This window comes from Stappia sp. MMSF_3263, from assembly GCF_030733745.1.
Lineage (GTDB): Bacteria > Pseudomonadota > Alphaproteobacteria > Rhizobiales > Stappiaceae > Stappia.
In genome coordinates this window covers 263,690-284,232 of record NZ_JASHIK010000001.1, presented here as the reverse complement: position 1 = coordinate 284,232, position 20,543 = coordinate 263,690, and the positions used below count along the sequence as shown (strand labels likewise).

At 67.3% G+C, this 20,543-nt stretch carries 19 protein-coding genes and 1 riboswitch; of the genes, 11 read left to right on the top strand and 8 right to left on the bottom strand.

What is annotated here, in order from left to right:
• Window positions 1-3 precede the first annotated feature (3 nt).
• Window positions 4-1,047, bottom strand: coding sequence for an efflux RND transporter periplasmic adaptor subunit (locus RBB46_RS01345; RefSeq protein ID WP_306027038.1), 1,044 nt, complete (start codon window positions 1,045-1,047; stop codon window positions 4-6).
• Between the two features lie 216 nt (window positions 1,048-1,263).
• Between RBB46_RS01345 and RBB46_RS01340 the strand changes: the two genes are divergently transcribed.
• The 4 genes from RBB46_RS01340 (at window position 1,264) to RBB46_RS01325 (ending at window position 4,532) form a co-directional block, all read left to right on the top strand.
• Window positions 1,264-2,745 (top strand): sigma-54 dependent transcriptional regulator, encoded by a 1,482-nt coding sequence (locus RBB46_RS01340; RefSeq protein WP_306027037.1) that lies wholly within the window; start codon window positions 1,264-1,266, stop codon window positions 2,743-2,745.
• Window positions 2,746-2,825: 80 nt separating this feature from the next.
• The gene (locus tag RBB46_RS01335; RefSeq protein WP_306027036.1) at window positions 2,826-3,455 is read left to right on the top strand and encodes a hypothetical protein; all 630 of its coding nucleotides are present in this window, start codon (window positions 2,826-2,828) and stop codon (window positions 3,453-3,455) included.
• A gap of 53 nt (window positions 3,456-3,508) precedes the next feature.
• The gene (locus RBB46_RS01330; RefSeq protein WP_306027035.1) at window positions 3,509-4,234 is read left to right on the top strand and encodes an AzlC family ABC transporter permease; all 726 of its coding nucleotides are present in this window, start codon (window positions 3,509-3,511) and stop codon (window positions 4,232-4,234) included.
• Complete coding sequence (locus RBB46_RS01325; protein ID WP_306027034.1) at window positions 4,224-4,532, top strand: AzlD domain-containing protein; 309 nt, start codon at window positions 4,224-4,226, stop codon at window positions 4,530-4,532. Before RBB46_RS01330 ends, RBB46_RS01325 begins: the two co-directional genes overlap by 11 nt.
• Window positions 4,533-4,566: 34 nt before the next feature.
• Here the strand turns inward: RBB46_RS01325 and RBB46_RS01320 are convergent, their stop codons facing one another.
• A complete protein-coding gene (locus RBB46_RS01320; protein WP_306027033.1) occupies window positions 4,567-6,198 on the bottom strand; it encodes a VWA domain-containing protein in 1,632 nt (543 codons plus the stop codon).
• Window positions 6,199-6,510: 312 nt separating this feature from the next.
• Here RBB46_RS01320 and groES point away from each other — a divergent pair, with 312 nt between their 5' ends.
• From groES to RBB46_RS01305, 3 genes are all read left to right on the top strand, one after another.
• Window positions 6,511-6,798 (top strand): co-chaperone GroES, encoded by a 288-nt coding sequence (groES, locus tag RBB46_RS01315; protein ID WP_067220552.1) that lies wholly within the window; start codon window positions 6,511-6,513, stop codon window positions 6,796-6,798.
• 113 nt (window positions 6,799-6,911) lie between these two features.
• Window positions 6,912-8,549: a chaperonin GroEL gene (groL, locus tag RBB46_RS01310; protein ID WP_306027032.1), complete on the top strand. Its 1,638-nt coding sequence runs from the start codon at window positions 6,912-6,914 to the stop codon at window positions 8,547-8,549.
• Window positions 8,550-9,592: 1,043 nt separating this feature from the next.
• Window positions 9,593-9,805 (top strand): SlyX family protein, encoded by a 213-nt coding sequence (locus RBB46_RS01305; protein WP_306027031.1) that lies wholly within the window; start codon window positions 9,593-9,595, stop codon window positions 9,803-9,805.
• A 17-nt stretch (window positions 9,806-9,822) separates the two neighbouring features.
• Here RBB46_RS01305 and hisG read toward each other — a convergent pair whose 3' ends face one another.
• From hisG to hisS, 3 genes are read right to left on the bottom strand one after another with little or no spacing between them, the layout of a single operon-like run.
• On the bottom strand, window positions 9,823-10,827 hold the full coding sequence (gene hisG, locus RBB46_RS01300) for an ATP phosphoribosyltransferase (protein WP_306027030.1): 1,005 nt from the start codon (window positions 10,825-10,827) through the stop codon (window positions 9,823-9,825).
• A 13-nt stretch (window positions 10,828-10,840) separates the two neighbouring features.
• Window positions 10,841-11,956 (bottom strand): ATP phosphoribosyltransferase regulatory subunit, encoded by a 1,116-nt coding sequence (locus RBB46_RS01295; protein ID WP_306027029.1) that lies wholly within the window; start codon window positions 11,954-11,956, stop codon window positions 10,841-10,843.
• The gene (gene hisS / locus RBB46_RS01290; protein ID WP_306027028.1) at window positions 11,953-13,542 is read right to left on the bottom strand and encodes a histidine--tRNA ligase; all 1,590 of its coding nucleotides are present in this window, start codon (window positions 13,540-13,542) and stop codon (window positions 11,953-11,955) included. The genes RBB46_RS01295 and hisS overlap by 4 nt, the downstream gene beginning before the upstream one ends.
• A 565-nt stretch (window positions 13,543-14,107) precedes the next feature.
• Here hisS and RBB46_RS01285 point away from each other — a divergent pair.
• Window positions 14,108-15,373 (top strand): MFS transporter, encoded by a 1,266-nt coding sequence (locus RBB46_RS01285; protein ID WP_306027027.1) that lies wholly within the window; start codon window positions 14,108-14,110, stop codon window positions 15,371-15,373.
• A 47-nt stretch (window positions 15,374-15,420) separates the two neighbouring features.
• Window positions 15,421-15,559: riboswitch (SAM-I-IV-variant riboswitch) on the top strand.
• 109 nt (window positions 15,560-15,668) lie between these two features.
• Window positions 15,669-15,980 carry a hypothetical protein gene (locus RBB46_RS01280; RefSeq protein WP_306027026.1) on the top strand — a complete coding sequence of 104 codons (312 nt, stop codon included), beginning with the start codon at window positions 15,669-15,671 and terminating at the stop codon, window positions 15,978-15,980.
• Here RBB46_RS01280 and RBB46_RS01275 read toward each other — a convergent pair.
• The 3 genes from RBB46_RS01275 to RBB46_RS01265 all read right to left on the bottom strand — a co-directional run bounded on the left by RBB46_RS01275 (window position 15,947) and on the right by RBB46_RS01265 (window position 19,405).
• Complete coding sequence (locus RBB46_RS01275) at window positions 15,947-16,288, bottom strand: acyl-CoA thioesterase (RefSeq protein ID WP_306027335.1); 342 nt, start codon at window positions 16,286-16,288, stop codon at window positions 15,947-15,949. The genes RBB46_RS01280 and RBB46_RS01275 overlap by 34 nt on opposite strands.
• Window positions 16,289-16,511: 223 nt before the next feature.
• Window positions 16,512-18,566: a methyl-accepting chemotaxis protein gene (locus RBB46_RS01270; RefSeq protein WP_306027025.1), complete on the bottom strand. Its 2,055-nt coding sequence runs from the start codon at window positions 18,564-18,566 to the stop codon at window positions 16,512-16,514.
• A gap of 149 nt (window positions 18,567-18,715) precedes the next feature.
• On the bottom strand, window positions 18,716-19,405 hold the full coding sequence (locus tag RBB46_RS01265) for a Crp/Fnr family transcriptional regulator (RefSeq protein WP_306027024.1): 690 nt from the start codon (window positions 19,403-19,405) through the stop codon (window positions 18,716-18,718).
• Between the two features lie 377 nt (window positions 19,406-19,782).
• Here RBB46_RS01265 and RBB46_RS01260 point away from each other — a divergent pair, with 377 nt between their 5' ends.
• A complete protein-coding gene (locus RBB46_RS01260) occupies window positions 19,783-20,004 on the top strand; it encodes a helix-turn-helix domain-containing protein (protein WP_306027023.1) in 222 nt (73 codons plus the stop codon).
• A 9-nt stretch (window positions 20,005-20,013) separates the two neighbouring features.
• On the top strand, window positions 20,014-20,520 hold the full coding sequence (locus RBB46_RS01255; RefSeq protein ID WP_306027022.1) for a Clp protease N-terminal domain-containing protein: 507 nt from the start codon (window positions 20,014-20,016) through the stop codon (window positions 20,518-20,520).
• The last annotated feature ends 23 nt before the right edge of the window (window positions 20,521-20,543 follow it).

Below are 20,543 nucleotides of genomic sequence, written 5' to 3'. Positions count from 1 at the left end.
GGTTCAGCCGCCAGTCCTGCCAGCGTCATCACCCGCTTCATCGCCAGCGGCGGGGCGGGCGCGCATCCCCGCTGCCAGCCCTTCCGCCCAGGGGGAGACGACGCGCTCGTCAAGCGTCAGGCCCGACAGCACCTCGACCTCGTCGACGCCGCGAATGCCCACCTCCAACACCCGTTCCTCCAGCATGCCGTCAGCTCCCAGCACCAGCACCTTGTCGCCGTCGAGCGCGGCAAGCGGCACCAGCATGGTCTCGGGCACCTCGCGCACGACGATGTTGACGTCGCTGGTCATGCCGATCATCAGCGGCGTCTCCTGCGGGAAGGCGAGATAGACCCGGTAGGTCTTGAGCACCGGATCGCCTTTCGGCGTGATCCTGTCGACCCTGGCATCGAAGGTCGCCTGCGGAAAGGCGTCGGCACGCACCACTGTCTCCTGGCCGGTGCGCACCAGCGGGATGTCCTCCTCGTTGACGTCGGCGACGATCTGCAACGGCCGGGCCTGGCCGACCCAGAACAGCACGGAGCCGGGCTCGGCCACCTCGCCGACCTCGCCGTCGCGGCGCAGCACCTGGCCGTCCATCGGCGCGCGCAGCTCGTAGTCGCCGAGCCGCGCCCGCTGCGCGGCGACCAGCGCGATGTTGCGGGAATGGTCGTTCTCCGCCTTGTCGAAGGCGCTGCGCGAGGTCACCCGCCGCTCGAGCAGGCCCGCGGCACGCTCGAGCTCCTGTTCCGAAAGCTGGGCGCGGGCTTCCAGTTCGGCGAGCGTGGCGCGGGCGGCGGAGGAATCCAGCCGGCCGATGACCTCGCCCGCCTCCACCGCCTCGCCCTCGCAGCTGCACAGCTCGACGATCCGCTCGCGCAGGACGCTCGTCACCTTGGCCCAGCGCACCGGCTCGACCACGCCGGTGGCGTAGACGACGTCCGCGGCGCTTCCCATGTGCGGGCGCACGATCGTCACCTCGAGCGGACGTGACGACCAGACATGATAGGCCGCGTAGGCACCGCTACCAGCAAGAACCAGCAGGAGCAGGGTCAGGAGGCGTCTCATCTGCAAGAATCCCTGGATGTCTTGAAACCGGATGGTCGAACCGACCGGCGGCGACCCTAGCACCACCGGGCCGGAGCACCTATCCGCAGAACTTCGCAACCCATACGGGCCAATAGCGCGGGCGGAAACACTTTGTTTACCATGTGCGATCAAGAATCTGACGGCAAATCAAATCGATGCCGTTCGTTCGGCTGCAAAGAAGGGGGTCGCCAAAGCATGGAATCCATGCATGGCGCTGCGGGGCAAATCCGACTGGCCATACTCGATGGCGAGGGTGTCACGCGCACGCTCGCCGGTTCCATCGTCGATGCGATGGACCACGCGTGTGCGGCACCGGTCGCCTATCACAGTTTCGAGCCATTCTACGCCGCGAGCACCCAGGTCCGTCCCGACGTGATGATCGTCGACCTGGAGACGCTCGGGCAGGACGGGCACCTTTCGCGGCTTGCCGCCGCCCAGCCGCAAGCCATGCTGATGGCGGTGAGTTCGCGCGGTTCGCTGACCCGCAGCCTGGCCGCGATGGAGGCCGGCGCGCATGACGTCATCTCCGTTCCCGCCGACCCTGTTGCCGTGGCCGAGCGCATCGACCGCTTCCTGATCCAGAACATCCGCGTTCCGCGCGACGAGGCCGGCCGGCGCATTCCCGGACGCGGCCAGGCGGGCGGCGCGCCGGAGGAACCCTACCGGTTCGAAGGCTTCGTCGGCGGATCGGCCCGCATGCGCGAGGTCTATGACCAGATCCGCCGCATCGCGCCGTCTTCCGCCCCGGTCTTCGTCACCGGCGAATCCGGCAGCGGCAAGGAACTTTGCGCCGCCGCCATCCACGCCAGGTCGCCGCGCCGCGAGGCGCCCTTCATCGCCATCAACTGCGCCGCCATTCCAGGCGAGCTGATGGAGAGCGAGATTTTCGGCCACGTTCGCGGCGCCTTCACCGGCGCTTCGGAAAGCCGCCCGGGAGCCGCCGAGCTGGCCGACAAGGGCACGCTGTTCCTCGACGAGATCGGGGAGATGGACATGGCGCTGCAATCGAAGCTCCTGCGCTTCGTGCAGACCGGCACCGTCCAGCGCATCGGCGACACCCGGCCGCGTCCCGTCGACGTGCGCATCCTTTGCGCGACCAACCGGGACCCGCACGCGGAAATCGCCGCCGCCCGGTTCCGCGAGGACCTGTTCTACCGCCTGCATGTGTTGCCGATCCGCCTTCCGGCGCTGCGCGACCGACGCGAGGACATCCTGCCGCTGGCCGGCACTTTCCTCGCCCGTCACGCCGGCGAGGAAGGCCGCGCCTTCACCGGCATCGCGCCTTGCGCGGGCGAAAAGCTGCTCACCTATGACTGGCCGGGCAATGTGCGCCAGCTCGAGAACGCCATCCGCCAGGCGGTCGTCCTCAATGACGGCGATGCCCTGACGGCGGCGATGCTGCCCGCGTTCCTCTCCGGGGAAGGCCTGTCGTACCGCCAGGATGCCGTCCGCCAGGCGGCGGCGATGCAGCAACGCCGGCGCGGCGGCGAGATCGAGCCGCTTTGGGCGCAGGAAAAGCGCATCATCGAGGACGCGCTCGACGCGTTCGACGGCAACATCGCCAAGGCCGCGGCGGCACTGGAAATCAGCCCCTCGACAATCTATCGCAAGCGCCAGTCATGGAGCGGGCGTCCAGAGGGCGAAGGCTTCGCTCCGTTCACCGGTTTTGCCGGATAATCTTGTTGTTTTCCCCGGTCCGTTCTATACGGTGCGCCGCAAAATACGCATTTGCGGGGCTTTACCAGGGCGGGGCAGACATGATCAGGGGTGGATTGACGGACCGCGACAGCGGACCTTTCGGGACACGGGCGCAAGGCAGCGCGGGACGATATGCGTCACGCCTTGCAAGCGCCTGCGCGCTTGCCGCCATGCTCGCCCTTTCGGCAGCCCCGGGGACGGCCTCCGCGCAACAGCCCGTCTCCCCCGCCCTTCCCGAAGCGCTCGCCTCCGCCTATGCGGGTCTTGATGCCGCCTGGGCGCAGGCGCCCCTGTCGCTGGCCACCGCCACCTTCGTCGATGGCGAGGTCGCCGGTTTCGGCCGCTACACGCCGCGCACCGAGGCCGTCTTCATCGAGGGCGAGACGCTCACCGTCTATACCCGACCCGTCGGGTTCGGTTATGTCGAGACGGATCTGGGTTACGGCGTCCGGCTGGTTGCCGATTTCGAACTCCTCAACACCTCGGGACAGGTGCTCGCCGCCCAGACCGGGTTTGCCGAACTCACCGCCGACAGCCGCGAAAAGCTGCGCGAGTTCCACGCCACGCTGCGGTTCGCCTTCGAGGGGCTGCGCGCTGGGGACTACGCCCTGGTGACCAAACTCACCGACACGGCGAGCGGAAAGACCGCGGACGTGACCCTGCCCTTCACGGTGCGCGCCGCCAACTGACCCGGCCGCGCCCTGCGCCCCCACGGGGCGCGCACAGGACGAACAGGCCGAGAATGACACAGACCCCTTCTCCCGCCCCGGAGCCGCCCGGAGGCAGGCTGGTCCTGAGCCCGGCCGGCACCTGGCGCGGCGTGCGCACGCTGCTGCCGGTGGCGATCTTCGTCATCCCCTTCGGCATCGCGTTCGGCGTGGCAGCGTCCGAGCGCGGTCTTTCGGTGATCCAGTCGCTCGGCATGAGCGCCCTGGTCTTTTCCGGCGCCGCCCAGTTTCCCACGCTGGAATTCTGGCAGGACCCGATCGCCTTCGCGTCGCTGGCGCTGGTGGTGCTGGCGGTGAACGCGCGGCATGTCGTCATGGGCGCGGCCCTCTCGCCCTGGATCAACACCCTGCCCGTCCGCCACAGGGTGCTGCTTCTGTCGCTGCTCAGCGATCCCAATTTCGCCAGCGGCCAGATGGCGCTGCGCGCGGGCGAGCGCGACCTTGGCGTGCTTCTCGGCGGCGGGTTGATCCTGTGGGTGAACTGGATCGCCGGGACGGCGATCGGCGCTTTGGCCGGACGCCTGATCGGGGCGCCCGCCACGTTCGGTCTCGATGTGGTGATGACATGCTTTCTCGCCGCCATGGTGGCCGGCCAGATCGAGCGCAAGACGAAGATCCTTCCCGTTATGGTCGCCGCACTGGTGGCGGTCGTCCTGCTCGACCATGTGCCGACCGGCTGGAACGTCATCCTCGGCGCGCTCGCCGGCGGCATCGCGGGGAGCGTGCGTCATGCCAGGTGATCTTGCGGCCTGGGCCGCGATCCTGCTGGTCGCCGCCATCACGCTTGGCAGTCGCCTTGCCGGCGCGTTCCTGATGAGCCGGGTGAGAATGTCGCCGGCGGTCGAGCATTTCCTCGACAACCTGTCGATCTCGGTGATCGCAGCGCTGGTCGCGTCGCTGGTGGCCAGGGGCGGGTTGCGGGAGGCCGTCGCGGTGGCGCTGGCCTCGCTCGTCATGCTGCGTTGGAAAAGCGCGGTCTGGGCGATCACCGCCGGAATGGTGATCGCGGCCGCCTGGTCCTTCGCGCTGAAGTCCTGAGCCTTGGGGCCGCAAAGGCGGAGCGGCGCCCGGCCTACATCTGCAGGCGCAGCTTGGTGATTTCCTCGGCGATCCGCTCGAAGGCCTCCGTCAGGTCGCCATTCGACTTCGCGTCGAAGGCCATGGACGGGGTCGTCGCGCAGTCGCGCATCATGCTGACGGTGCTGCTGTTGTTGATCTGGAACGCCACTGTATAGACCTGAACGCCTGTCTTCTTGGCGTTGCTGCAGGTCAGTTTCAGCCGCTCGTCCATCTTGTTCTGGATTTCCCAGTAGTCGTCGACGCCATTGCCGAGCCGCTGCTCGGTGCCGTAGCCATAAGCGTTGATGCGCGTCTTGTTGAACGTGCTCTGGCTTTGATAGGTGTTCTCGCCGTCGGTCATGACGATGAGGACGCGCACATGCTCCTCGTCCGAGTCCTTTTTCGGCTCGCGGCCCTTGGTGAACGGCTCGGACGGCGACAGCACGCGCCAGCCCCAGACCGCGCCCTGATGGATATTGGTGTGGCCGTCGGCCTTCATCTTCTTGATGGCGGCGAGCACCGTCGACTTGCTCTCGGTCAGGTCGGTGATCGGCTCGGTCTTGCACCAGTAATTGGGACCGTTGTTCCAGGTGTTGCCCAGGGCCTTCGGCTGGTCCTTGTACTTGCACAGACGCTTCTGCGCATATTCCCACTGGTTCATGCCGGAAGATTTGTAGGCCTTCTTGGCCTTTTTCTTGCAGGCGCCGCGATCATCATTGAGATAGTCGTTGTAGTAGTAGTCGCCCCACTTCTTGTTCGCATTGGACGGCTCGTCCGGCGCGAATTCCGGCACGAACAGCGTCGCCGGATTGCTTGTCGAAGGCGGCGTGTCGTCAACGTCATAGGGCATAGGCCGCGCCTCGACGCAGCCCAGCCAGTTGGTGTGCTTCAACTGCTTGAACAGGGTGAAACGGCTCGGCTTGCCGTTGACCAGGTGCTTGTTGTCGAACTCGTCGGGATCCGGGTTTCCGCTGCCGTCCGTCTCGAAATTCTTCCAGTGGATCGGCGAGCGGCCCTCGCGGTCCATCCAGCTTGCCGATTCCTTGTCCGTCCCGACATTGACGAAGGAGGTGAACGGCACCAGACCGATCCTGACCCGGTCTTTCTTGTCGCCGTCCTCGTTGATCTTGAACAGCGTCTTGGTCAGGTCCTCGGCGGCATCCTTCAGCGTGCTCATCTTGCTTCCGGCCATGGAGCCGGAATTGTCGAGCACCATGACGACGTCGAAGGTCGCCTTGCCGACGACGGTCTGCGACATCACGCTGACGTCGATCGTGCTCTTGTTCATGACGCTGCCGAGCATCGTGTGCACGGTCTTTCCCGCCCGTACGGTCACCGTCCCCTTGACCACCGAAACGTCAAGATCGACGGCTTCGTCGTTCCCGCCCTTGTAGATTGCGCGGAAGTAATCCTCGGCATTCGCCTTGACCTTGGCTTCCGACAACCCGTTGCTGTCGTAATTGGCGGCGAGCGCGGTCGCATCCACCGCCGCCTGCAGGTCCACCTTGACGTTGTAGGCGCGGGTGTAGTCGATGCCGGCGCCGACCACGAGCAGGCAGACCCCCGTGCAGACCGCAAGCGGGACGACGATGCTGCCGCGGCGGTCGTTGGCAAGGCGGGCGAGGAGATGCGGTTTCTTCATCATGCAATGAAGACTATTCGACCGTCCTTGCCAAACCGTTTTCAAAAAGCGTTAACGCCAAGGAAATTCCGCAGTTTTTCCAAGTGGCCGACGGCGCTTGCGAACGCCAGCAAGGGAAAATCCGGCAATGTGGCGGGGACGGCAAAAAACCCGTGCGGGGAGTCATTGACAGCCGTCGGAGGCCGTCCTACATCAAGGCCGCTGTTAGCACTCTCATTCACAGAGTGCCAACGTGGTCTGCGGTTTCCCGACGACCCCGAGGCGGGGCATCGCGGGAAGGAGTACCACGCTGGCCAGGAAAGGAAAGAGCACGACATGAAGTTCCGTCCTCTGCATGATCGCGTCGTCGTTCGCCGGGTCGATTCCGAAGCGAAGACCGCTGGTGGAATCATCATCCCCGACACCGCCAAGGAAAAGCCGCAGGAAGGCGAAGTCGTCGCCGTCGGCCCGGGTGGCCGCAAGGACAACGGCGATCTGATCGCCCTCGACGTCAAGGCCGGCGACCGGGTCCTGTTCGGCAAGTGGTCGGGCACCGAGGTCAAGATCGACGGTGAAGACCTGCTGATCATGAAGGAAAGCGACATCATGGGCGTGGTCGGCTAAGCCGCACCGCGCTTTTTGTCCCCGTCGCGGCCGCGCCGGCTGGCGGAGCCTCTCGGCCCGCCCGGGCCCTGGCGCGAAACCCGCGACGTCTGAAACAACCAGGAGACATGAAAATGGCTGCCAAGGAAGTCAAGTTTTCCACCGATGCCCGCGACCGCATGCTGCGCGGCGTCGACATTCTCGCCAATGCCGTCAAGGTGACGCTGGGCCCGAAGGGCCGCAACGTCGTCATCGACAAGGCCTTCGGCGCCCCGCGCATCACCAAGGACGGCGTCTCCGTCGCCAAGGAGATCGAGCTTGAGGACAAGTTCGAGAACATGGGCGCGCAGATGGTCCGCGAAGTCGCTTCGAAGACCAACGACATCGCCGGCGACGGCACCACCACCGCAACGGTTCTCGCCCAGGCGATCGTGCGTGAAGGCGTCAAGTCGGTTGCCGCCGGCATGAACCCGATGGACCTGAAGCGCGGTGTCGACCTTGCCGCCGCTGCCGCGGTGAAGGACCTCGAGGCCCGCTCCAAGAAGATCTCCACCTCCGCCGAAGTCGCGCAGGTCGGCACGATCTCGTCCAACGGCGACACCCAGATCGGCGAAGACATTGCCAGCGCCATGCAGCGCGTCGGCAACGAGGGTGTGATCACCGTCGAGGAAGCCAAGTCGCTCGAGACCGAGCTGGAAGTCGTCGAGGGCATGCAGTTCGACCGCGGCTACCTCTCGCCCTACTTCGTGACCAACGCCGAGAAGATGGTCGCTGATCTCGAGAAGCCCTACATCCTGCTGCACGAGAAGAAGCTCTCGAACCTGCAGGCCATGCTGCCGATCCTCGAGGCTGTCGTTCAGTCCAGCCGTCCGCTGCTGATCATCGCCGAGGACGTCGAGGGCGAGGCGCTTGCCACGCTCGTGGTCAACAAGCTGCGTGGCGGCCTGAAGATCGCCGCCGTCAAGGCTCCGGGCTTCGGCGACCGCCGCAAGGCCATGCTCGAGGATCTCGCCATCCTGACGGGCGGCACGGTGATTTCCGAGGATCTCGGCATCAAGCTCGAGAACGTCACGCTCGACATGCTCGGCACCGCCGAGAAGGTCGCGATCACCAAGGAAAACACCACGATCGTCGACGGTGCCGGCGAGAAGGCCGACATCGAGGGCCGCGTCTCGCAGATCAAGGCGCAGATCGAGGAGACCACCTCCGACTACGACCGCGAGAAGCTGCAGGAGCGTCTTGCCAAGCTCGCCGGCGGTGTCGCCGTGATCCGCGTCGGCGGTGCGACCGAGGTCGAGGTGAAGGAAAAGAAGGACCGCGTCGACGACGCCCTCAACGCGACCCGCGCGGCCGTCGAGGAAGGCATCGTCCCGGGTGGCGGTGTTGCCCTGCTGCGCGCCAAGAAGGCCGTCGAGGCGCTCACCTCCGACAATCCGGACATCATGGCCGGCATCAAGATCGTGCTCCGCGCGCTTGAGGCCCCGATCCGCCAGATCGCCCAGAACGCGGGCGTTGAGGGTTCGATCGTGGTCGGCAAGATCCTCGAGAACGACGACCAGACGTTCGGCTTCAACGCGCAGACCGAGCAGTATGTCAACATGGTGGAAACCGGCATCATCGACCCGACCAAGGTCGTGCGCACGGCTCTCCAGGACGCGGCTTCGATCGCCGGCCTGCTGATCACCACCGAGGCAATGGTCGCCGAGCTGCCGAAGAAGGACGCTCCGGCTCCGGCAATGCCGGGCGGCGGCATGGGCGGCATGGACTTCTAAGAAGTCCGTAAAGCCGCCCATCATCGGGCATGCTGAAACCGCCAACAGGCGGTTTCAGTGGCGGCATGGACTTCTAAGAAGTCCTGTCCTCGAAAAGATACGAATGGGCGGCCCTCGGGCCGCCCATTTGCGTTTGCGAGGTGGGATTTGGCGAGGGGCGGACGGCGTGCGCCCTCGCCTCCCGCTCCGTGTCATCCCAGCCGGAGCGAAGCGGAGGGCAGGGATCCATGGGCAACCCCGGCGGAGGTGATTGGCGCAGCCGGTCGCGGCGGGCATCGAGCACTCCGACATAGGCGGCCCGGACCGGCACGCGGCCGCAGCGACCCCATCGCTTCCGCTCTGGAAACCAATGGGCCCCGGGTCGCGCTGCGCTTGCCCGGGGTGACGGCCTGAGGGTGCGGGAGGCCCGAATGCCGTCGGCAAGTTCGGGGGCGACCTGAGCGCGGGGCAGCGGCCCTCGCCTCCCACTCCGTGTCATCCCAGCCGAAGCGAAGCGCAGAGCGGTGGGCCATTGCCCCCCGGCAGAGGCATTCAATGCCTCCTCGCTTGCCTCCCGCTCCGTGTCATCCCAGCCGGAGCGAAGCGGAGAGCAGGGATCCATGGGCAACCCCGGCGGAGATGATTGGCGCAGCCGGTCGCGGCGGGCATCGAGCCCTCCGACATTGGCGGCCCGGACCGGCACGCGGCCGCAGCGACCCCATCGCTTCCGCTCTGGAAACCAATGGGCCCCGGGTCGCGCTGCGCTTGCCCGGGGTGACGGCCTGAGAGTGCGGGAGGCCCGAATGCCGTCGGCAAGTTCGGGGGCGGCCTGAGCACGGGGCAGCGGCCCTCGCCTCCCACTCCGTGTCATCCCAGCCGAAGCGAAGCGGAGAGCAGGGATCCATGGGCAACCGTCGCGGGCGACGCTTCGCCCCTTCCCGCCCCCTCCTCATGGACAGACGCCACTGCAGGGAGTATGGCGAGGCCCGAACGGACGGGCACGGAACAGGCGGCCCGGAAATCCCGACCTTGAAAAGAGACGAGACGACTTGAGGACGAGTGCAATGGACCGCGATACGATTGCCCGCATCGAGAGGCTGGAGGAGCAGCTGGCCTTCCAGACGCGCACGGTCGAGGAGCTGAACGAGGTGGTCACCGCCCAGGCGGGCCAGCTGGATACGCTCACCCGCCGCCTCGCCGCCCTCGTCGAGCATGTCGAGGAGCTGGAGGACGCCGCCTCGCGCGGCGCTCCGGTGACCAAGCCGCCGCATTACTGAGGCGCGCCAATCGCCCCTCAGCGCGCCTCGGACACCCGTGCGGCGAGCGGCTCGTAGAGCGGGTTCTGCGTGCCGAAGACATAGTCGAGCGTCGTCACGCTGACATGCGGCGCGCCGTGGTCGCGCAAGAGCGTGGCGCAATCGGCGGCGCGGCCGGCCGGGCAATGCAGCAGCAAGGGCTGGCCGACCTGCGTGCCGAAGGGCGCGATCGCGCCGAACTGCTCGGCCGCGGCCCTTGCGGTCAGTTCAGGTGCCTGCACCAGCGCGCGGATCTCGCGGAAGCCGCGGGCGCGTTCCTCGGCCGCGATCCGGTCGAGGATCACCCGCGCGGCGGCAAGCTGCGCGTCCGTCCAGTCGGCCTTCAGCGAGGCGACGAGATGCGCCTGGCTCTTCAGGATGATGCCGTCCTCGAGCACCTTGAGATTGTTGGCCACAAGGGTCGAGCCGGTGGTGGTGATGTCGACGACGAGTTCCGCCGTACCGGCGGCCGGCGCGCCTTCCGTTGCCCCCGCGCTTTCCACGATCCGGTAGTCGGACAGGCCGTGGCTCGCGAAGAAGGCCCGCGTCAGCGCCACATATTTGGTGGCGACGCGCAGCCGTACGCCGCTGCGGGCACGGAAATGCGAGGCGACGTCGACCAGATCGGCCATGGTCGAGACGTCGATCCAGGCATCGGGCGCGGCGACGACCACGTCGGCGAAGCCGAAGCCGAGCGGGGTGACCACATGCACCAGCTCGTCGGGCCGCGAAATCGTCTCGTGCACCAGATCGAGCCCGGTGACACCCAGATGCGCCTGGCCGGCGCTCAGCTCGCGGGCGATCTCGGAGGCCGAGAGGAAGGCGATCTCCACGTCCGAGGCGGCGAAGCGGCCGAGCCGTCCGCGATAGTTGCGCGCGCCCCCCGGACGCCCGACCGGCAGGCCGGCGCGGGCGAAGAAATCGTGCGTGTTCTCCTGCAGCCGGCCCTTGGAGGGCACGGCGATGATCAGCGGCTGGGAACGGGTGTCGGAAGCTTCGGTCATGGCATTTGCGCTTTCAGATCCGGTCGAGCCAGATGGAAAAGCCGGTCGCGGGAATGTGCGTCTCGGCGCCGAGCAGGGCAAGCAGTCGGTCGTAGCGGCCGCCGCCGACGATCTGGCCGGCGGCCTTGCGGGCGGCCGAATGGATCTCGAAGACGAAGCCCGTGTAATAGTCAAGCCGGCGGCCGAAATCGGCGGCGAAGGTGAGCGCGCCCGTGTCGACGCCGGCCGCTTCCAGCGCATCGAGCCGCGCCGAGAAGCGCTCCAGCGCCGCGGAAAGGTCGAGCCCGGTCTCCCCGGCAAAGCGCTGCATCGCCGCCACCGCCTCGCGCGGGGGGCCGGCAATCGCCAGGAAGCGCGTCAGCACCTCGGCGGCGCGGTCCGTGCCGCTGTCATGATTGGCGAGCATCGCCTGTTCCAGCAGGCGCTCGGCGATGTCGGCGGCAGAGCGCCCGGCAACCGGGCGCAGGCCCGTCAGGCTGAGCAGTTCGGCGACGGCGGCCTGCGCCGTTTCCGGATCGACGCCCTCCAGCGCGCGCATCAATGCGGGCGTTGCCGGCGCGCCGTCGCCGGCGCCGCCTTTCATGTTGGAGATCGCAGCGTCCAGCCGGTCGCGCTCGCCGAAGAGTTCGCCGAGCCGTCGCCGCCAGACGGGGGCAAGGTCCAGCCCGTCGAGCACGGCGCGGTAGAGCGCCTCGTCGCCGATATGGATCCTCAGATCATCGACGCCGAGCACGGCAAGCGCCCGCGCGGCCAGCGCCAGGATGTCCGCATCGGCAGCCGTCTCGTCGGCGCGGCCGAAGCACTCGACACCCGCCTGCATGAACTCGCCCGAGCCCTCGCGGCGCTGGCGGAACACCGGCCCACAATAGGAATAGCGCGCCGGCGTGGTCGCGCCCGGCCCGTCGAGATGGGCGCGGCAGACGGGGATCGTGTAGTCGGGGCGCAGGCACAGTTCCTCCCCGCCCGAGGCATCGCTGGCCAGATACATGCGGCCGCGAATGTCCTCGCCGATCAGGTCGAGGAAGAGGCTGGAGGGCTGCAGCACCGCCGGCTCGACGCGCGGAAACCCCTCCTCGGAAAAGAGATCGGTCAGCTCCGCATAGCGGCGCGAGGGCGGCAGGATGCTCATACGCTTTCCCCTTGCGCCGACGCCTTCGCACCTTCGCGCGCCCGGTCCTCGGCCTGCGCGGCCAGCATGCGGCGGACGGTTTCGACAAGATCGGCTTCGGGGCAGCTTTCCTGCGCCGGCCGGCTCTCGCGCCAGGTGACATTGTCCTCGATCTCGCCGGAAAGCCGCTTGCCCTCGATCAGGTCCTTGATCTGGACGATGCCCTCGGCCCGTTCGTCGCCGCCCTGGATGATGGCGAGCGGACAGCCGCGCCGGTCGGCATATTTCAGCTGGTTGCCGAACTTCTTCCAGTTGCCCTGGTACATCTCGGCGCGGATGCCGGCGGCGCGCAGGTCCTGCGTCATCTTCTGGTAACGGGCGAGGTTTCCCGTATCGCCGTCCATCACGGTGACGAGCACGGGGGCCAGCACCTCGTCGCTCTTCAGCTTGCCGAGGTTCTTCAGCGCGCTCATCAGGCGCGAGACGCCGATGGAAAAGCCGGTCGCCGGCACGTCGCGCCCGGTGAAGCGCTTGACGAGGCCATCATAGCGCCCGCCGCCGCCGACGGAGCCGAATTGCACGACCTCGCCCTTCTCGTTGGTGACGGGAAACAGCAGCTCGGCCTCATAGACCGGGCCGGTGTAATATTCGAGACCGCGGACGACGGAGGGGTCGATCCTGATGCGGTCCCTTTCATAATTGGCGGCCGAAAATAGCTGTGCCATTTCCTCAAGCTCTTGAAGACCAGCCGTTCCACTCTCGGTATTCCCAAGTAAATCCAGATAACTTGTCAGAGCGGGTGAACCTACCCCACCCGACTCCAGGCGAACTTCTATGTACTGAATGACGAGGTCGATTGAGTCGCTCTCCAGCCCCGCACCTTTGGTGAAGTCGCCTTTGTCCGGCGCGCCGCCTTCCCAACGCCCCTCGCCCAGGAGCAGCCGCACGCCCTCGACGCCGAACTTGTCGAGCTTGTCGATGGCCCTGAGCACGGTCAGCCGGCGCTCGGCGTTTTCCTCGCCGCCAAGGCCGATCGCCTCCATCACACCGTCGAGCACCTTGCGGTTGTTGACGCGGATGACATAGAGCGGCTTCTTGTTGCCGTTCTCGTCGATCTCGTAGATGCCCAGAGCATCCAGAACATCGGCCATCATCATGCACATCTCGGCATCCGCCTGGACGCCCGGCGCGCCGACGCTGTCGGCGTCGAACTGCATGAACTGGCGGAAACGGCCCGGTCCCGGCTTTTCATTGCGGAACACCCAGCCGGCGCGATAGGTGCGGTAGGGCAGCTGGATCTCGTTGATGTTCTCCGCCACGTGACGGGCGAGCGGCGCGGTGAGATCGTAACGCAGGCTCATCCACTGCTCGTCGTCGTCCTGCACGGAGAAGACGCCGGCATTCGGCCGGTCGGTGTCGGGCAGGAACTTGCCGAGGCAGTCGGTATATTCGAAGGCCGGCGTCTCCACCGGATCGAAGCCGTATCGCTCGTAGACGGCCTTGATTTTCGCCAGCATCGCCTCGGTGGCGCGGATGTCGGCGGCCGAGCGGTCGACGAAGCCGCGCGGCAGGCGGGCCTTCAGCTTGGACGGTTTGTTCTTGGCCATCGGCGTGTCGGAATCCATGGTAGGGGCGCGGGGAGACGTCGCGCGAAAGGGTGCCGGTTTCCTAGACGAAACAGCCCGTCCGGGCAAGGCGCGGGCGCTTGCCTCCTCTCAGTCCGTCATCCCGGCCGGAGTTTGGGGCAGCGCAACGCACCTGCCTCCTCTCAGGCCGTCATCCCCGCCCCCGAGCGGGGACCTACTGGCAACCCCGGCGGTGACAATGGCACGCCGCGATCGCGGCGAACGAAGGACCTTCCGACCTCTGCGGCCCAAACCGATACGCGGCCGCAACAACCTTGTCGCCCCGCTCTGGAAACGAATGGCCCGGATCGCGGCTTCGCCTTGCCCGGGGGGCCGGCATGAGTGCGGGATGAAGGCAGCGAGCCAGCCGCAAGTGCCTCCGGAACGGCCGGGGGGAGCATGTTGTGATCGCTGGAGATTTTGCTAGGCTGCCATCATGCCGTCGCAATGCCGGCCGAGGGATGCGCCAGGGGCGGCCGCATCGTGCGGCGCGTTCGCTGCGGATGGTGCCGGCATCGCCCGTTTCCTCGTTCAGGCCAGTCCTTTCATGACCCAGATCCTTCCCATTGCAGCTCTTCTTGTCGGATCGGCGCTGCTGCTGATCGGCGGCGGGCTGCATGGCCTGCTGCTGCCGCTGCGCGGCTCCTACGAAGGGTTTTCCGACACCTCGCTCGGCCTGCTCGGCACCGGTTGGGCGATCGGCTATATCGCCGGCTGCCTGCTGACCCCGGTGATCGTCAAGCGCGTCGGTCATATCCGCTGCTTCGGCGTGTTCTGTTCGCTCGCCTCCATCGTCGTGCTGCTCAACCTGGTGTTCATGACCCCGGCCGCCTGGATCCCGCTCCGGGCCCTTTCCGGGTTCTGCTTCGCGGGTGCCGCCATGGTGGTGGAAAGCTGGCTGAGCGAGCGCGCCAGCCCGACGACGCGGGGCCGGATCTTCGGCATCTACACGATGATCAATCTCGGCGCGACGATGCTCGGCCAGATGCTGCTGACGCTCGGCGACACGACCGGCTTCCTGTTCTTCGTGTTCGGCGCGATGATCTATTCCATGGCGCTGCTGCCGACCGCGCTATCGACGGCCGCAGCCCCCCAGCCGCTGTCACAGGCGCGCCTCGACCTCAGGGCGCTGTGGCGCAACTCGCCGGTGGCGGTGATCGGCGTCTTCCTGATCGGCATTTCCAACAGCGCCTTCGGCACGCTCGGAGCCGTCTACGGCCGGCAGGTGGGCCTGTCGGTCTCCTCCATCGCGACGATGATGTCGGTGGCGCTTCTGGCCGGCGCACTGATCCAGGTGCCGATCGGCATGCTGTCGGACCGTGTCGACCGGCGCCTCGTGCTGATCGGCATCGCCGGCGCGGGCTGTGTGCTCGGCGCGGCGCTCAGCCTGGGCGGAGCACTGTCGCCGGTGGTGATCATCGCGCTCGTCGCCGCCTTCGGCGGGATGATCTATTCGATGTATCCGGTGATCGTCGCCCATGCCAACGACCACACGCCGCCGGGCGAATTCCTCAAGACCAGCGGCGGACTGCTGCTGCTGTTCGGCGCCGGCTCGGTGGTCGGACCGCTGCTCGCCGCCGTGATGATGACGCTGACGACGCCGCAGGGGCTGTTCGCCGTGACCTCGGCCGCCCATGCCTCCCTCATCGCCTTTGCGTTGTGGCGGATGACGCAGCGCAGCGCGCTGCCGAGCGAGGACAAGGACGACTTCGTCGCCATGGCCTCGGGCGTGCGTTTCTCCACTCCCGAGACGCTGGCGCTCGATCCGCGCGCCGAGGAGGACGAGGCGGAACTGCCGCGCGACGCGGCGTGAGCCGACCGCTTTGGCCTTGCATGGCCCGCCGGATCATGGCATAGCCAAACCGTCATCAAGAGAAGGGCTGGCGCCCTCGCCAACCTGCCCGACCGGGCAAGGTGGTCTCCCTGACACGAAGCGGCCGGTACAACCGGTCCGCGTTTTGGGGATGTGGCCGCGCAAGCGGCAACGAAACGGTCGTCTGATCCGCGCCAGTCCTCCTCGGGAAACCGATGGAGGATTTTTTATGTCGAACGCTTCACCTCTCGCCTCAACCGACGCCGCCGGCACTCCGCCGTCCCGCGGCCGGTGTTTGTCCCTCACGCGGATCTCCTTCGCCGAGATGCGGGTGCTGGCGGTTGGCCTGCGGATGCGCGCCCCGGGTTTTGGTCGCTGCGGGCCGGACAGCGACATCCTCGCCGGGGCGGAACGGGCCGACAGGCTGGCGACCCTGGTGAGGCTGTGGGCCGGAGGGTGCCGCAACGTTGTCGACGAGGTGCTGTTTCGCGACATCGCGGCGCGCTACCCGGAGCTGGCGGGACGGCTCAGGAGCCGCCTGCGTCGCCGCAACGCGGCCGCGCCGCTTGCTCCCTACTCAGGCGGAACCGGGATCGGCCGGCCCTGATCGTCGACGGAGACGAAGGTGAAGGTCGCGTCGGTGACCTTCACGCGCTCGCCGTGCCGGTGGCGCAGCGCCCAGGCCTCGATGCCGATCTTCATCGAGGTGCGCCCGACGCCGATCACGCGGCAATAGACGCAAAGCACGTCGCCCACATGCACCGGGCGGATGAAGGTCATCTGGTCGACGGAGATGGTGACGACGCGCAGCCTTGCCCGCTGGCCGGCCGCGATGCCGCCCGCCAGATCCATCTGCGAAAGAACCCAGCCGCCAAAAATGTCGCCCGCCGCATTGGTGTCGGCCGGCATCGCCATGGTTCTCAGCGTCAGCTCGCCGCTGGGGGTCTCGGTCGCATCGCTCACGGGCGGTCTCCTTGCGCAGGGAATCGGAAAAACGGTCCGGGAGAAAGCCTAGAGCCATTCCGCCGCGCTGGAAATTGCCCGTCGCCCGCGATTTGCCCGGGCGCGCAACGGAAAACCCCGGCGGGGATGCCCGCCGGGGTTTCGCGTGAGGTCATGTGGAGCGCTCGTGGCCGCCTCAGGCAGCGGCAACATCCGTCAGGAAGCGGTCGATCTCCTCGCGCAGGGCGTCGGTGTTGCGGCTCATGGCGCCGGATGCATCGAGCACGTTGCCGGCCGCCGCCGAGGTGCTTTCCACCGTCGAGGCGAGCAGCTCCATGTTGCGGGTGACCGCGCCGGTGCCTTCCGCCGCCTGCTGCACCGAGCGCGAGATGTCGCTCGTCGCCGCGCCCTGCTGCTCGACCGCGGAGGCAATCGAGGCGGTGTAGCCGTTCACTTCCTGCATGATCTGGGCGATCTCGCCGATGGCCGAGACGGCCTCGCCGGTCGAGCCCTGGATCGCGGCGACTTGGGCGCCGATCTCCTCGGTCGCCTTGGAGGTCTGGGTCGCCAGTTCCTTGACTTCGGCGGCAACGACGGCAAAGCCGCGCCCCGCCTCGCCGGCCCGTGCCGCCTCGATGGTGGCGTTCAGCGCCAGAAGGTTGGTCTGCTCTGCAATCGCCTGGATCAACGAGACGACCTCGCCGATCTTGTTGGCGGCGGCGGCAAGACCGGCGACCTTCTCGTTGGTCGAGTGGGTGCCCTGGGTGGCCTGGTCGACGACCTGGGTGGTCTGGCCGACCTGGCGCGAGATCTCGGCGATGGAGGCGGAGAGTTCCTCGGCCGCGCTGGCCACCGTCTGCACGTTGCCGGTCGCCGCCGAACTTGCCTGCGAGGTCTCGCTGGCGCGCTCGGCGCTGTCATGGGCGGAAGCGGAGAGTTCGCGCGCCGTCTCGTCGAGACCCGAAGCGGTCTGGCTGACGCTGCCGATAAGGCCGCGCACGGTGTCGCGGAAGCCGGAGATCAGCGCCTCGGTGCGGGCCTGGCGCGCGGCGCGGGCCTGCGCGTCCTCGCCCTGGGCGGCTTCCAGCCGCTGGCGTTCCAGCGCGTTCTCGCGGAAGGTCTCGACCGCGCGCGCCATGTCGCCGATCTCGTCGCGGCGTCCCTCCATGCCCGCATCGACGGACGTGTCGCCGCCGGCAAGACGGCGCATCACCTCGGTCAGGCGGGCGACGGGACGGGCGAGCGCGCCGGCCCCGAACCAGACGAGGCCGAGCACCACGGCGAGCAGGGCGAGCGCGATGGCAAGCATCGTGTTGCGGGCGCTGGTGGCACCGGCGACCATCGCCGAATAGGGCACGTCGACGGCGACATACCAGCGCTCGGCAACGCCGGGGAAGGCGACCGGCAGGACCGCCAGGTAACGCTCTCCAACATGGGCGCTCGCCGCGCCGGAGGTGGCCTCGCGCATCAGCTTGAGAAGCTCGGCGTCCCCGACCTTCTTGCCGAGCAGGGCGGCATCGGAAGTCGAGACCCACAGGTCGTCGCCGCCAACCAGCTTGACCTCGCCGGCGCCGAAGGGCTTGAGCGCCGACATTTTCTCGACGATGGAGGTCAGTGCCAGATCCGAGGTGGCGATGCCGACGGGCTTGTCGCCCTTGCGCACGACCCAGCTGATGGTGGTCATCAGCACGTCCTTGCCGTCGATCGGATAGGTGTAGGGCGGGGTCACCAGCGAACGGTTCTCGCGCACCGGCATGTCGTACCAGCCCTCGGTGCCCGATTCCTTGGTCATGACAAGCTGCTCGACGGTCACCTTCCTGTCGGCGCCGAAGTAGAAATAGGGGACGAAGCGGCCGTTGGCGTCGGAATACTTGTGCCCCTTGAACTCGGCGTCGCGCCCGTCCAGCCCGTTCGGCTCGAAGGCCAGCGTCATGCCGACAAGCTGGGGATTGGCCTCGACCGTACGGATCATCAGGTCGCCGAGCCGGTCGCGGTCGCTCATGCCTCCGGCAAGCAGCCCCTCGACCGCCGCGGCCGCCGTCTTGGCGACGGTGAGCGATCGCGACACGCCTCCAGACACTTCGCTGGCATAGGCATCGAGCAGCGCGCGCGCCTCGCTCTCGGCCGCCTTTTCGGCCGCCGAGGACATCACCAGCGAGCCGGTCAGGCTGGTGCCGATCATCGAGGCGAAGAACAGCGCGCCGGCGCTGACCAGGAGCTTGTTGCGTATCGACAGGTCGGAAAACCGCATTGCCTAACCTCACTTTGGGGCCCGAACTTTCCCAAAGCGGTAGTGGATTCGCCTTACCGCGGGCTTAACCCTCGGCATTTGTTGCAGGATAAGGAAACAAAAGCGGCGACAGGCCTTGCCGACGCTGCGTCAGCGTCATTGAAAATTCATCAAAGCGCCGAGGCACGGCGCAGCCAGTCGGGGTTTTCCAGGCAGTAATAGCCGGAAATCCGGCTGATCGTGCCGGCCCGTTTCCAGTCATTGAGCACGCGGCTGACATTCTCGCGCGCCGCGCCGGCCATGTTGGCGATGTCGGCCTGGGAGAGCTTGTAGTGGATCAGGATGCGGTCCTTGTCGACCGGCTTTCCGAACGTGTCGGCAAGCTGCAGCAGGGTCTGCGCGACGCGGCCGGGCAGCGGCAGGAAGGAGCGCGCGGCAAGCACGTCGTTGGCCTGGCGCAGCCGCTTGCCGACGATGGAGAGCATGTGCCGGTAAAGCGCCGGGTTCTCGTCGGCGAAGCGCTCGAAGGCATACTTGTCGATGAAGGCGAGGCGCGAGGGCTTCAGCGCGGTGACGGTGGCCGAGCGGGCCCGCCCGTCGAGAAGCGCCAGCTCGCCGACGATCGAGCCCGGCCCGAGCACGGCCAGCAGCTGCTCGTCGCCCTCGACGCTGACGATGGAGACCTTCAGCGAGCCTTCCAGGATGGCATAGCAGCCATTGCCGGGGTCGCCGGCCTCGAACAGGATCGCGCCGGGCTTCACCGACATCGGTCTCGCCAGGGCGGAGAGCCCGGCGGCCAGCTCGGTGTCCAGGCCTTCCATGGAAAAGCTGTTTTCCAGGAATGTCTTGATTTCCAGCATCAGTCCCGCCTCGATCTGTCGTCCTCTTGGAACGCGATTATCGGGACCCGGGCATGAATGCCGCATGAACTGGAAACGGGCCCCGCACGACTGCCCCGTCGTGCCGGGCCGGCAGGCCCCGCCGCCCCATATTAGGGCGGTTTCGCCCCCAGCAAAGCGGATTGTGTGACCGCCATCACTGTAAGCGGGCCGCATCACCCCCATATTACACTCATCAAACGCCGCTTCTTCCTGACCTCGCGGTGTTCCTCCCCCCGAAAAACCGGCCCCCCATCCCCGCGGGGGGCCGGTTTTCGCGTTTCAGGGGGTGGGACGGTCGGTGGTCCGTTTTGTCAATGTTTGTTGACAAGCTCTAAATCGTCAACCAATGTTGACGGATGGACGAACTGAGCGTACTTCCCGCCCCCGATGAACCGGACAAGGCGCTGGCCGCCGTCGTCGCCCTGCGGGATCTGGCGGACAGGCTGGAGCGGCAGGCGGTGGCCTCGGCGCTGCGGCAAGGCTGGTCCTGGGCGAGAATCGCCCAGGCGTTGGGGGTCACGAAGCAGGCGGCGCACAAGCGGCTGTCGGGAACAGTCGCTGGCGATGACCACCGATAGGAGACAGCGATGTTTGGCGGCATCAGGAAGCGACTGGAAAGCATGCGCACGATCAGGACGCTTTGCCAGCAGGCGGAACTGCATGCCCGGCGCGAGGCAAAGCAGGAGCCGGGCGCGGAGCATTTCCTGCTGGCGGCGCTCGACCTGCCGGACGGCACCGCGCGTGTGGCCTTCGCGCAGGTCGGCGCCAATGCCGCGTCCTTCGGGGACGCGATCGCGCGCCAGTATGACGAGGCGCTGCGTCATATCGGCATCGAGCCTCCGACAGTTTCCCGGCGCGGCCCGCGCCAGGATGCCGGCGGCGCGGGGGGCGGCCTCTACCACGCTGCCGCATCCGGCAAGCAGGTGATGCAGGCCCTGGCCGCCAGCCACAAGGATCACGCCCCGCTGCTGGGGGCGCATGTCGTCGCGGTCGTGGCCGATATGGAACACGGTGTCGCCGCGCGGGCGCTCGAGGCGATGGGAGTGGATCGCGGCGCGCTGAAGCGAGCGGCGGAGGATGCGGCGCGCGCCTGAGCCTGGCCGTTCGCGTCCATTCC

Bases quoted from the DNA above. Each gene is read 5' to 3' on its own strand.
- RBB46_RS01345 (WP_306027038.1), bottom strand. From the start codon at position 1,047: ATGAGACGCCTCCTGACCCTGCTCCTGCTGGTTCTTGCTGGTAGCGGT.
- RBB46_RS01340 (WP_306027037.1), top strand. From the start codon at position 1,264: ATGGAATCCATGCATGGCGCTGCGGGGCAAATCCGACTGGCCATACTC.
- RBB46_RS01335 (WP_306027036.1), top strand. From the start codon at position 2,826: ATGATCAGGGGTGGATTGACGGACCGCGACAGCGGACCTTTCGGGACA.
- RBB46_RS01330 (WP_306027035.1), top strand. From the start codon at position 3,509: ATGACACAGACCCCTTCTCCCGCCCCGGAGCCGCCCGGAGGCAGGCTG.
- RBB46_RS01325 (WP_306027034.1), top strand. From the start codon at position 4,224: ATGCCAGGTGATCTTGCGGCCTGGGCCGCGATCCTGCTGGTCGCCGCC.
- RBB46_RS01320 (WP_306027033.1), bottom strand. From the start codon at position 6,198: ATGATGAAGAAACCGCATCTCCTCGCCCGCCTTGCCAACGACCGCCGC.
- groES (WP_067220552.1), top strand. From the start codon at position 6,511: ATGAAGTTCCGTCCTCTGCATGATCGCGTCGTCGTTCGCCGGGTCGAT.
- groL (WP_306027032.1), top strand. From the start codon at position 6,912: ATGGCTGCCAAGGAAGTCAAGTTTTCCACCGATGCCCGCGACCGCATG.
- RBB46_RS01305 (WP_306027031.1), top strand. From the start codon at position 9,593: ATGGACCGCGATACGATTGCCCGCATCGAGAGGCTGGAGGAGCAGCTG.
- hisG (WP_306027030.1), bottom strand. From the start codon at position 10,827: ATGACCGAAGCTTCCGACACCCGTTCCCAGCCGCTGATCATCGCCGTG.
- RBB46_RS01295 (WP_306027029.1), bottom strand. From the start codon at position 11,956: ATGAGCATCCTGCCGCCCTCGCGCCGCTATGCGGAGCTGACCGATCTC.
- hisS (WP_306027028.1), bottom strand. From the start codon at position 13,542: ATGGCCAAGAACAAACCGTCCAAGCTGAAGGCCCGCCTGCCGCGCGGC.
- RBB46_RS01285 (WP_306027027.1), top strand. From the start codon at position 14,108: ATGACCCAGATCCTTCCCATTGCAGCTCTTCTTGTCGGATCGGCGCTG.
- RBB46_RS01275 (WP_306027335.1), bottom strand. From the start codon at position 16,288: ATGGCGATGCCGGCCGACACCAATGCGGCGGGCGACATTTTTGGCGGC.
- RBB46_RS01270 (WP_306027025.1), bottom strand. From the start codon at position 18,566: ATGCGGTTTTCCGACCTGTCGATACGCAACAAGCTCCTGGTCAGCGCC.
- RBB46_RS01265 (WP_306027024.1), bottom strand. From the start codon at position 19,405: ATGCTGGAAATCAAGACATTCCTGGAAAACAGCTTTTCCATGGAAGGC.
- RBB46_RS01260 (WP_306027023.1), top strand. From the start codon at position 19,783: ATGGACGAACTGAGCGTACTTCCCGCCCCCGATGAACCGGACAAGGCG.
- RBB46_RS01255 (WP_306027022.1), top strand. From the start codon at position 20,014: ATGTTTGGCGGCATCAGGAAGCGACTGGAAAGCATGCGCACGATCAGG.